Below are 7630 nucleotides of genomic sequence, written 5' to 3' on the forward strand. Positions count from 1 at the left end.
TCATGTCTCCTTTGCCGTCGTGCCGTGTTGCGCCGCATCGCGTGCGAGCCAGGGTTCGAGCTGCGCGACCGGCAGCGGTCGGCAGATGTGATAGCCCTGCAGGTAGTCGCAGCCCATGTCGTGCAGCAATTGGTGTACCTCGTCGGTCTCGACGCCCTCGGCGACGACGCTCAGTCCCATATTGTGGGCCAGATCGATCACCGAACGCACGATCGTCATGTCGTCCGGGTCATGCGCCATGTCCAGGACAAAGCTCTTGTCGATCTTCAGCTCGGCCACCGGCAGGCGCTTGAGTTGCGCGAGCGAGGAATAGCCCGTGCCGAAGTCGTCGATCGACAGGCCGAATCCCATCTCGTGCAGCCGCGTCACCGTGTCGTGTGCGCGCGCAGGATCATCGACGATCGCACTCTCGGTGATCTCGAGCAGGAACCATTGCGGCGAGGCGCCATGGCGCGCGAGCAGTTCGGCGAAGCGCTGCGGCAGTTCGGGATCGAGCAGGTCGCGCGCGGAAAGGTTGATCGACACCTGCAGCGCCAGCCCTGACGCGCGCCAGCGGGCGCACTGCTCGAACGCGCGGCCGATCACCCACTGGGTGATTTCGCGGATGCAGCCGGTCTGCTCGGCGAAGGGGATGAACTGGTCCGGCGGCACCAGGCCGCGCACCGGATGCTGCCAGCGCACCAGCGCTTCGGCGCCGGTGATCGCGCCGCTGGCGAGATCGAGGCGCGGCTGGTAATACAGCACGAACTGATCTTCCTCGACCGCCTGGCGCAATTCGCCGGTGAGCGACAGCCGGTCGTGATTCCCGGCTTCCGCGTCGAAGCGGGGGTCGTAGACCGCGCAGCCCATACGCTTGCGCTTCGCAACGTACATCGCCGCGTCGGCCCGGCTCATCAGCACGTTGGCGTCGTCGCCCTGCTCGGGGAAGCTTGCGATTCCGATGCTGCCGCTGACGTCGAGCTGCCGTCCTTCGACGAATACCGGCGCTTCGAAGGCCTGCAGGATCTTGCGCGCGGTCGCCTCGGCCATCGCCTCGCTGGAGGCCGGCAGCAGTACCGCGAATTCGTCGCCGCCGAGGCGGGCGGGCGTATCGGACGCGCGCACGAGAACCGTGCGCAGGCGCTCGGCGACTTCGCACAGCAGGCGGTCGCCGACATGATGGCCGAGCGTGTCGTTGACCTCCTTGAAGCGGTTCAGGTCGATGAGCAGCACGCTGACCGGTTGTGTGAGCCGCCGGGCGAGTCCGAGCGCCTGCTGCAGACGCTCGTTGAACAGCGCGCGGTTGGGCAGGCCCGTCAGCGCGTCCTGCAGGGCCATCGACTTGATCTGCTGTTCGCGCGCGGCGATCGCCAGCCTCATGCGGTTGAAGCTGGCCGCGAGTTCGCCGAGTTCGTCGGAGCGGGTCTCCGGCGGTCCCTGGTCGTATTCGCCGCGTTCCATGCGGCGCGCGAATTCGGCCAGCGCCGACACCGGCCGCGAAATGCTGCGCGCGATCAGCAGGCTGCCGGCCACCGTTGCGCACAGGCCGAAGGCCGCGAGCGCGAGCAGGATCACGCGCAATCCGTCGAAACGGGCGATCGCGTCGCGCAGCGAGCTTTGCAGGATGGCGACGACCGCACCTTCGTCCACGCGACCGAGGACCGAACCGGAAAGCAGGAAATCGGCGCCGAGCAGGTCGGGAGTGATCGGCGGCACGGCGGTTCCCGTCGGGGGGCCGAGCGCGCCCAGCAGGGCGCGGGTTCCGGCCGGCGGCAGCGTCGTTGCGGCGACGTTCCAGCCGCGCTCCCGCGCCCAGGTGGCGAAAGAGACGTCGAGGCCGGTGAGCAGGCCGAGGTCCTGCGCGAGCTTGTTGTCGACGCTGAACGCCACCATCACCCACGCGACCGGAACCGGCGCCAGCACCGGCACGACGACGATCTGGAAGGGCGCATGTCCGATCAGCGCGATCGCGGATGCAGCACCCTTGCGTTCGGCGTCCTCGATCAGGTGCGGAAACGGAAACAGCGGCCGTTCGCCGTTACTCTGCGCTGCGGTTTCGCCCACCACCCGGCGGTCAAGGCCGATCAGCATCATCTTCGCGGCGCCGATGCGAGCGCCGTGGTTGTTCAGGGCGGATACGATGGTCGCCTGGTCGCTGCTCATCAGTGCCTGACGCAGCCCGAAATCCGAGGCCAGCACGCTTGCGGCCGTGGTCAGCTGCTGGGTGCGATCCTCCATCATGCGAACGAAGATCCGTCGTCCGACTTCGACTTCCTTGCGCACCGACTCGCTTGCGTTCTCCGATACCGCCCAGTTCAGCGCAAGCAGGGTCACGAGCTGGATCGCCACCAGCAGCAGCGCAACGAAGACGATGACCTGATGCGCGACGAAGCGCGTCATGCTTACGCGGCCGGCGAACATCCGCGGCAGCGCGCTGCGCGCGCGCTTCAGCAACTCGCCGGCGGCGTGCAGGGGGCGTGACGAACAACAGGAGCCGGGCAGTTGCGCTGCCATCGTTCAGTACGCCTTCAAGGGTGGAAGCATCGGTGCACGGGCGGTCGCGCGATGCCTTCTCGCCGTGCGGGGGGTGCGGCCGGCGCTGCGGATTGTCGGTTGCATGCTAACGCTCTCGTCGTGGCGCGACCGGTCTGGTGAGGTCGGAGTGAGGCGGCTGCACGCAGTGACGATGATTCGTGCGGCGCCTGCCCGAATGCGGCCTGTCTTCCGGCCGCGCGATTGAGCCTCGCCGTTCGAATTGTGTCGGAGCGCACCGGCTTCGCCTGCGAAATTGTTCCCCATGCATGTTAATGCCTGGGGCAGTGAAGAAGACTGTCGCCCGCGACGCCATCACGAGCCCCGTCCGCGCCGCCCTGCAGCGCGCGGACCGGGCCCGGCAACCCCGCTATCGTGACCTCTAAAAGGTTGTAGACCGGAAGCTTTGCGACCCCGCCTTTCGCGCGGGAGTGCCGATTTGTGTTACGGATTGTTGCTTCCAAGATACGCGGAAGCTTTGATCTGTGTCAATCTCAGAAAGTGCGAATTGTGTTTGCAGGTCAGATACTTGTCGAATTTGCAGTACATCGAAAGAAATAGGCGTCGGCGGGTGGTGCCGCCCGGTCGGCTGGTGCCCCCGGGGCTGGTCCTCTCAGACCCCGCCCAGCGCGCCGGCCGTTGCGCCGACGACGATCATCCAGATCGGAGCGAGCCGGGTCTTCAAGGTCACCGCCATGGTCGCGGCGATCAGCGCCAGCGCGCCGAGCCGGTGATCCGGCGCCGCGATGAAGGGCAGGCTCAGCAGCCAGCCGGTCGCGAACACCAGTCCGACCGACACCGGAGCGAGGCCCGCGGTGAAGGCGCGCACCACCGGCGCATCGCGGCGCTGCGCCCCCCAGCGGCTCACGCCCAGAGACAGCAGCGTGGAAGGCAGCAGGATGCCGACCAGCGCGGCGGCGGCGCCGACTACACCGGCGACCTGGAAGCCCAGCACCGGCACGAACAGCACGTTCGGCCCCGGTGCGGCCTGTGCCAGCGCGATTGCGGTCGTGAATTCCGCATCGTCGAGCCAGCCGCGCTCGGCGACGAGGAAGCGGTGCATTTCGGGCGCCGTCGACATCGCGCCGCCGATCGACAGCAGCGACAGCATCAGGAAACGCAGGAACAGGTCTACGAGGTCGGCCAGCGGCAGGGTGCTCATCATCGGCCGTGTTCCCGGCGTGCGATGCACCAGCGCGCGATGCACCAGCCGGCTGAGCCCAGCCCGATCACGACCCACGCGAGCGGCGCCCGGAACACGGTCACCGCGACCAGCGTCGTCAGTCCGAGCAGCGCACACAGCACGGGCCCGAGCGGATTGCGGCGCAGCGTGCCGAGCATCTTCAGTGCCATCGCGAGGATCAGCCCGGCCGCCACCGCCCCCATTCCGCGCAGGGCGCCGGCCACCGCAGGGAAGCTCGCGAGCTGGTTGTAACTCGCGGCGAGCACGATCACCAGCACAAGCGGCGCGAACAGCATCCCGCTGATCGCCGCGAACGCGCCGCGCCAGCCGAAGAAGCGGTCGCCGAGCATCAACGACAGATTGACGACGTTGGGGCCGGGCAGCAGCTGCGCGACGGAATAGGCATCGACGAATTCCTCCCGCGTCATCCAGCGGCGGCGGTCCACGAGCTCGCGCTGAGCGACGGCGAGCACCCCGCCGAAGCCTTGCAGCGCGAGCACGGTGAAGGCGATGAACAGATGCAGCGGCGAGCGCGGGCGGGGGTAGTCTGGCGCAGCGGGTGTCACGGGCGTTTTGTTCTTGCGGTGGGTGCGGGCCGGGCATCGGCCGCGATCGAACGCGAGAGCTTAGCGCAAAGAGGCAAGGACGGTGCGCTCCCCGGCGGCACCTTGCTCTTCATCTACTTTCGCGTCGTTGCGTGCCGGGATATTTTTCTTCCCGCTGCAGTCTACGCAGTTGCCGGTGCCGTGCGGCCGTGGTTGCGTGCCGCGCACGTCGCAGTCGCGAAAGCAGCCGGGAATACGCAGAAGCGGCATGGTCCGCCTGCTGAAGCGGTTCTCCCCACGCGGCCCCGGCATCCCGACTGCGCCACTTGTTCGTGTAGCGCGGCGAAGAACGACTTCAAGCCAAAGAATATCCCCGCGCCCCTGGAACGATCCGCGTGCGGCCCCTCTCTCGAGTCTCTCCCCGTCACCTTGTCCGGCGCCTCGTCGCCGCGGGCTGCACCGCGTTGTCCGTCGTCTGGGCGCCGAATCTTCCCGCGCAGGACAGGGCCGTCACCACCATCGACAGCGACGGCGTCCAGCGCATCGCCATCGTCGGCGGGAGCTACTTCTTCAGGCCCGATCGCATCCTCGCGAAGGCCGGCCAGCCGCTTCACCTCATCGTCAGGATGGAGGAGGGCATCGTTCCGCACCGTTTCGTGCTCGACGGCCCGGATGGCAAACCGGTCGCCGATATCGAACTCGCCACGACGCCGAAGACGGTTCAGATCGACCTGCCGCCAGGGCGGTATTCATACACCTGCCCGAACCGCCTCCTCATGTTCAAGAGCCATCGCGAACGCGGCATGTCCGGCACGCTTGAAATCCGCAACTAGCTGGGGCCACGTCCCGCGTCGGATCGCCTCCGCAAAGACTCCGGCCGATCCTGAAACCACCATGTCCCGGCTTCACTCTAATAGAACAAGGTCGCGAACAAGCATTGATCACCCTTCGAAAAATCCGGAGCCAGAGATGCGTACAGCCCTCTTTCTCGCGCTCGCCGCGCTGCTTGCGTCCTGCGCCACCCCAGCCGAGCGTGCCGCCCAAGTCGAACGCGAGGTCGAACAAATGATCGCCGTGTATGGACCGGCCTGCGAAAGGCTTGGCTACAAGCAGGACGCCGACCAGTGGCGCGACTGCATCCTGCGGCTCAATGCGCAGGAGCGCTATGAGCGTTACAGCCGGATGCCCACGTCGACCACGTGCATCGGCCATCGCGGCTTCTTTCATTGTTCGACGTTCTGAACCCGGACCCCGGAGCCTTCGGTGCGCGATCCGCCGATAAGCAGCGGACCACGCCCGCGTTGCGCGCCGGCGCTGTCATGACGCGCGGGGGCCCGACGTGCGGTGGCTGATGCTAGCCTTGGCCCTCAGTGCGGCCGGTCCGGCTGCCGCGGATCTCCTCCACGACGCGCAGGAACGCTTTCGTGCGCTCGAAGGCTATCGCGTCACCCTTCGTTCGCTCGCCGCCGACGGTCAGCGACAGATCATCGCATGCGCCTACCGCAAGCCGGGCTGGATACGCCTGGACTTCGTCGAACCCCACAACGGTGCGGTGCTTGTCTATGATCCCACCGCGCGCCGCGCGCACCTCTGGCCTTTCGGCGCCGGACACTTCCCCGTCCTCAACCTCGCTCCCGACAACCCCCTGATCCGCAGTGCCGGGGGGCACAGCGTCGACCGCTCCGACGTCGGCTCGCTGCTTGCAAGACTCGTCGAACTGCGCGCAAGGGGCGGGGCCGGCGCACCGGTCGATGCCGAGCTTGCCGGGCGCCCGGCGCGCCTCGTCGAAATCACCGGAGCCGGGAATGCCCACGTCGACGGCGTGCATCGCTACCGCGTCTGGTTCGAGCAAGGGACCCTCTTTCCCCTGGAGGTGCAAAGCTACGACGTGGCACTGGACGTCATCGAAACCGTCGACATGAGCGATGCCGAGCTCGATCCAGCCTTTCCGGAGCGTTTCTTCACCCCCTGACAGGGAGCAAGCATGCGGCCGTCGGCCACCAATCAATATCACCTGACGACGCTCTGGCAACTCGACGCTCCGCTCGAGACCGTCTGGGACGTCATCACGCACCCCGAACGCTGGCCCGACTGGTGGGCCGGCGCCGAATCCGTCGTCGCGCTGGATGCCGGCGACCCCGACGGCATCGGCGCGCGCCAGCACTACACCTGGAAAGGGCGCCTGCCCTACCGCCTGCGCTTCACCAGCTGCGTCACCCGTGTCGAGCGCCACCGTCTCCTCGAAGCGCGGGTCGTCGGTGAAGTCGAAGGCATCGGCCGCTGGCACTTTGCCTTCCGCGACGGAATGACCATCCTCCGTTACGAATGGCTCGTCTCCACCAGGCCCCTGTGGATGAACCTTCTCGCTCCCCTGGCCCGTCCCGTGTTCCGCTGGAACCACGATGCCCTCATGCGCGCCGGCGGCTTAGGCCTCGCCCGCCACGTCTGCGCCCGGCTGCACTGTCACGAAACCCGATCCTCATGATCCCGCCGCACGCGCTCCCTGCCGCCTGCGCCGGCATCATTGCCGGGTCGATCGCCACCTTCGCCCAGATGCTGCTGTGGTGGTTCGACGGCACGCCCGTCATCGACACGCTCCTGCGCGACGCCCGCCTGACTGCCGCCATCGTCATGGGCACAGGCGTGCTGGGGCAGGGGCCAGCTTGGCGCTGGGACGTGATGGCGTGGGCGACCGCCATCCACTTCGCACTGTCGTTCATCTATGCGCTGATCGCCTGGCCTCTCGCGCGCACCCTCAGCGTCCCGGCCTCCATCAGCATCGGCGCCCTCTACGGCGCGACAATCTACGTGATCAACCTCCACGGCTTCACCCACGTCTTCCCGTGGTTCGACGTCTCGCGCGGATGGGTGACCATCCTCACCCATCTGGTCTTCGGCGCTTCCCTGTTCGCGAGCTGCGTCCTTCTCGCTCGTCGGATGCCTCGCCCGCACCGATTCGGCTCGTCGAACCGGTAACAGTCCGAGCCGACTTTTCCGCCGCAGGCGATCCCCCCGTCCCCTTGGCGCGCCCCTGAAGAACTTAATTCCGGATGACCGCAAAAAGCGCTTGACGGCCTGTTTGAGGTCTATATAATTCGCGCCTCTTCAGCGCTGCGGCGGACTTGGCGGCGGCGGTGGAGGGCAGGAAAGAGAGGGCGGTGCGGCGGCGAATTAAAAAAGTTTGCTGCGGTGCTTGACGAAAGAAGTTAAGTTTGTCAGAATCTCTTTCTCGCTGCTTCGGCGGCGGTTCTTTAAAAAATTGGACAACCGATAAGTGTGGGTGCTTGGTTGGCGCGACCGAACTGCTTCGGCGGTTTTAATGTTGCAAAGATTGAGTGCTCACAGATGTCAGTAATGATTCTTTGAGTACTTTGTTGGATTGAACTTAAGA

Annotated in this window: 9 protein-coding genes and 1 riboswitch; of the genes, 5 read left to right on the top strand and 4 right to left on the bottom strand. The window is 66.6% G+C overall.

Annotated features, from left to right (window positions below):
* The 4 genes from BW991_RS22765 to BW991_RS23785 all read right to left on the bottom strand — a co-directional run bounded on the left by BW991_RS22765 (position 1) and on the right by BW991_RS23785 (position 4509).
* Positions 1 to 2493, bottom strand: coding sequence for a putative bifunctional diguanylate cyclase/phosphodiesterase (locus BW991_RS22765; RefSeq protein ID WP_244551794.1), 2493 nt, complete (start codon positions 2491 to 2493; stop codon positions 1 to 3).
* Positions 2494 to 2868: 375 nt separating this feature from the next.
* Positions 2869 to 2957, bottom strand: a riboswitch (cyclic di-GMP riboswitch).
* A gap of 167 nt (positions 2958 to 3124) precedes the next feature.
* The gene (locus BW991_RS22770) at positions 3125 to 3673 is read right to left on the bottom strand and encodes a chromate transporter (RefSeq protein WP_076604413.1); all 549 of its coding nucleotides are present in this window, start codon (positions 3671 to 3673) and stop codon (positions 3125 to 3127) included.
* On the bottom strand, positions 3673 to 4260 hold the full coding sequence (locus BW991_RS22775) for a chromate transporter (RefSeq protein ID WP_076604403.1): 588 nt from the start codon (positions 4258 to 4260) through the stop codon (positions 3673 to 3675). Before BW991_RS22775 ends, BW991_RS22770 begins: the two co-directional genes overlap by 1 nt.
* A gap of 60 nt (positions 4261 to 4320) precedes the next feature.
* On the bottom strand, positions 4321 to 4509 hold the full coding sequence (locus BW991_RS23785) for a hypothetical protein (RefSeq protein WP_139335990.1): 189 nt from the start codon (positions 4507 to 4509) through the stop codon (positions 4321 to 4323).
* Positions 4510 to 4703: 194 nt separating this feature from the next.
* Between BW991_RS23785 and BW991_RS22780 the strand changes: the two genes are divergently transcribed.
* The 5 genes from BW991_RS22780 (at position 4704) to BW991_RS22800 (ending at position 7215) form a co-directional block, all read left to right on the top strand.
* A complete protein-coding gene (locus BW991_RS22780; protein ID WP_244551796.1) occupies positions 4704 to 5072 on the top strand; it encodes a cupredoxin domain-containing protein in 369 nt (122 codons plus the stop codon).
* Positions 5073 to 5208: 136 nt separating this feature from the next.
* Positions 5209 to 5481, top strand: coding sequence for a hypothetical protein (locus BW991_RS22785; protein ID WP_076604405.1), 273 nt, complete (start codon positions 5209 to 5211; stop codon positions 5479 to 5481).
* Positions 5482 to 5590: 109 nt separating this feature from the next.
* The gene (locus tag BW991_RS22790; RefSeq protein WP_076604406.1) at positions 5591 to 6211 is read left to right on the top strand and encodes a LolA-like protein; all 621 of its coding nucleotides are present in this window, start codon (positions 5591 to 5593) and stop codon (positions 6209 to 6211) included.
* Positions 6212 to 6223: 12 nt separating this feature from the next.
* Positions 6224 to 6724: an SRPBCC family protein gene (locus tag BW991_RS22795; protein WP_076604407.1), complete on the top strand. Its 501-nt coding sequence runs from the start codon at positions 6224 to 6226 to the stop codon at positions 6722 to 6724.
* Positions 6721 to 7215, top strand: a complete 495-nt coding sequence (locus BW991_RS22800; protein ID WP_076604408.1) for a hypothetical protein — start codon at positions 6721 to 6723, stop codon at positions 7213 to 7215. Before BW991_RS22795 ends, BW991_RS22800 begins: the two co-directional genes overlap by 4 nt.
* The last annotated feature ends 415 nt before the right edge of the window (positions 7216 to 7630 follow it).

Source organism: Aromatoleum tolulyticum (assembly GCF_900156155.1).
In the GTDB taxonomy this organism is placed as follows: Bacteria; Pseudomonadota; Gammaproteobacteria; order Burkholderiales; family Rhodocyclaceae; genus Aromatoleum; species Aromatoleum tolulyticum.

Bases quoted from the DNA above. Each gene is read 5' to 3' on its own strand.
- BW991_RS22800 (WP_076604408.1), top strand. From the start codon at position 6,721: ATGATCCCGCCGCACGCGCTCCCTGCCGCCTGCGCCGGCATCATTGCC.
- BW991_RS22765 (WP_244551794.1), bottom strand. From the start codon at position 2,493: ATGGCAGCGCAACTGCCCGGCTCCTGTTGTTCGTCACGCCCCCTGCAC.
- BW991_RS22770 (WP_076604413.1), bottom strand. From the start codon at position 3,673: ATGAGCACCCTGCCGCTGGCCGACCTCGTAGACCTGTTCCTGCGTTTC.
- BW991_RS22795 (WP_076604407.1), top strand. From the start codon at position 6,224: ATGCGGCCGTCGGCCACCAATCAATATCACCTGACGACGCTCTGGCAA.
- BW991_RS22790 (WP_076604406.1), top strand. From the start codon at position 5,591: ATGCTAGCCTTGGCCCTCAGTGCGGCCGGTCCGGCTGCCGCGGATCTC.
- BW991_RS23785 (WP_139335990.1), bottom strand. From the start codon at position 4,509: ATGCCGCTTCTGCGTATTCCCGGCTGCTTTCGCGACTGCGACGTGCGC.
- BW991_RS22785 (WP_076604405.1), top strand. From the start codon at position 5,209: ATGCGTACAGCCCTCTTTCTCGCGCTCGCCGCGCTGCTTGCGTCCTGC.